At 80.5% G+C, this 2,398-nt stretch carries 3 protein-coding genes; all 3 read right to left on the minus strand.

The window, feature by feature from the left end:
* Nucleotides 1-619, minus strand: a 619-nt coding sequence (locus GTR00_RS18995) for a tryptophan-rich sensory protein (RefSeq protein ID WP_166613125.1), incomplete at its 3' end; no start/stop codon positions are given.
* Nucleotides 620-664: 45 nt separating this feature from the next.
* Entirely contained in the window at nt 665-1,546 is an 882-nt protein-coding gene (locus GTR00_RS19000; RefSeq protein WP_166613126.1) for an endonuclease/exonuclease/phosphatase family protein, read from the minus strand.
* Nucleotides 1,547-1,613: 67 nt separating this feature from the next.
* On the minus strand, nt 1,614-2,398 hold a 785-nt coding region (locus tag GTR00_RS19005), incomplete at its 5' end, for a DUF4439 domain-containing protein (RefSeq protein WP_205706196.1).

Consider the following 2,398-nt stretch of genomic DNA (forward strand, 5'->3'; position numbering starts at 1 on the left):
CCCCCACCGCGCCCGCCAGGGCGAGCACCCCCACCGCCCACGCCGGCTCGGCGGTGGTCAGCCCGGCCTGCTTCAGCGCCGCGGCGGTGTTCGCCACCGTCGCGACGCTCACCCAGCCCAGGTACAGCCCCACGGTGCCGTCCACGACGACGGCCTCGACCGGCCCGGTGGGCGCGGTGCCCAGCAGGCGCCCGAAGGTCACCACCAGCACCACCAGCAGCGCCGCGATCACCACCACCGACGCGGCCACCCGTCCCGCCTGCACGGTGAGGATCCACGCGAGGTTCAGCAGCAGCGAGGCGGTGACCCACCACCCGGTGGCGCGCTGGCGGGCGTCGTGCGCCCGGGCGGGCAGCAGCTGCAGCACCGCCAGCGCCAGCAGCCCGGCGTAGACCACGCCCCAGACCGCGAACGCCGGCCCGTCGGGCGCCACGAGCGTCGCCGAGGCCGACAGGGCCCCGCCGGCCGCCTGCGCGACCGGCGTGCCGCCGAGGGCCCCGGAGCCCACCGCGGAGCCGGCGACCGCGAGGACGGCGCTGACCGCCAGCACGGCCCGGCGCAGCCCGTCGCGGGAGCCGGCGCCGCCGGCGGAGCGCACGGAGGGGCTCGCGGTGCTCACCGGGCCATCGTCCGGCCGGTGCGCCGCGGGCGCACCCCGCGGCGCCTACGGCTCCAGGTCGACGAGCACGGCCGCGTGGTCGGAGGCCCACACCCCGCCCACCGGCTCGGTGGCCACCAGGCGCACGTCGCGCACCGAGCCCTCCCCGCTGAAGGGGGCCAGGCCCACCAGGACGTGGTCGATGCGCGCGCTGGGCTGGTGCACCCGCGCCACCCAGGGGTTGCGCCGGTCCCACGTCAGCCCGGGGTCGCCGGGCTCGGCGAAGAGCCAGGAGTCCACGAGCACGAACCCCTCCACGGGCCCGGGCGTCTCGTACCCGCGCGCCAGCCGCATCTCGTCCGAGCTCGCCAGGGCGTTGAAGTCGCCGGTCAGCACCGGCGGGTAGTGCTCGCCGCGCCGCGCTCCGGCGGCCACGAAGGGGACCAGCTCGCGCACCTGCGCGGTGCGCACCGCCGACTCGGCGGGGGAGGAGTTCAGGTGCGTGGTGGTGAAGGGCAGCGGGCGCCGCGGGGCGTCCACGAGCACCTGCAGCGCGGTGCGGCCCTCGTCCTCGCGGTCGGCGGCCGGCAGCGGCAGCACCCGCTGCTCCAGCAGCGGGTGGCGGCTGAGCACGGCGTTGCCGAAGTCCACCGCCCCCGCGTCGGGGTCGTGCGGGGACAGCCGGCGCTGCCAGCGGTGCGGTCGCGGGGAGGGGGACCAGGCGGCGTGCATGCCCAGGCGCTCGGCCAGCCAGTGGGCCAGGTTCTCCGCGCCCGGGCCGCGGGTGGCCCAGACCTCCTGCAGCCCCACCACGTCCGGGCGGTGCTCGGCGAGGACGGCCAGGATCGCCTCGCGGCGGGCGCGCCAGTCGCCGAAGCGCCACCAGACGTTCCACGTCATGATCCGCAGCGGCCCGTCCGCGGCCGCCGGTGCGTGTGGTGCGCTCATCTCGCGCTCATCCTCCCAGCCGCCGCACCGGCCGCCAGCGGGGGCCCGCCGGTGCGCCGCGGCGCGCTCACCCGCCGGCGCCGGGGGTGCCCGCGGCCGAGCTGGTGGGAGCGCTGGTGGCCGAGCTGGTGGGAGCGCGGGTGGCGGTGCTGGTGGCGGTGGGCACCGGCAGGCCGTCCTCGCCCAGCTCGGGCAGGCCGGGGAAGCTCGTGGCGGTGCCGCCCCAGCCGCGCGCGGCGCGCGCGGCGCGCACGACGCCGGCGGCGGCCACCGCTCGGTCGGTGCCGGCGGCGGCGGCCAGGTCGGCGTAGACGGCGGCCAGCCGCTCCTCCACCGAGGCGGCCAGCAGGACCGCCTCCGCGGCCGTGCCCGCGGCGGCGTCGTAGGCGGCGCGGGTCCCCACCGGCCGCGCCCCGCGCGCGGCCAGCCGCTCGCACCCGTGGGCGCGCAGCGTCTCCAGCAGCCGGTGGCGGTGCCCGCCGGGGGCGTCCACCGCCACCACCGACTCCTGCACCAGGCGCGTCAGCAGCCCGGCGAGGTCCTCCTCGCGCCCCAGCAGGCCCCCGGGCGCGCGCGGCAGCGACGCCGGGACCTCCGGCGCGGGCGCGCCGTCCCGCACCACGTCGGCCAGCCGGTCGACGGTGACCACCGACCCCGCCCGGGTGAGCAGCACCGCCAGCAGCCGGCGCAGCCGCGGCGGCACCGCGCCGCCCGCGGAGCCCACCGACACCGGCCCCAGGACCCTCAGCGGCGGGTCCGGCCCGCGCCCGCGCCCGCGCGGCAGGGGTCGCGGACCCCGCCCGCGCTCACCCGCCCGCGCGCGGGCGCGGCGGGCCCTCGGCAGCCGGGGGG

The organism is Kineococcus indalonis, from assembly GCF_009906395.1.
Classification (GTDB): Bacteria; Actinomycetota; Actinomycetes; order Actinomycetales; family Kineococcaceae; genus Kineococcus; species Kineococcus indalonis.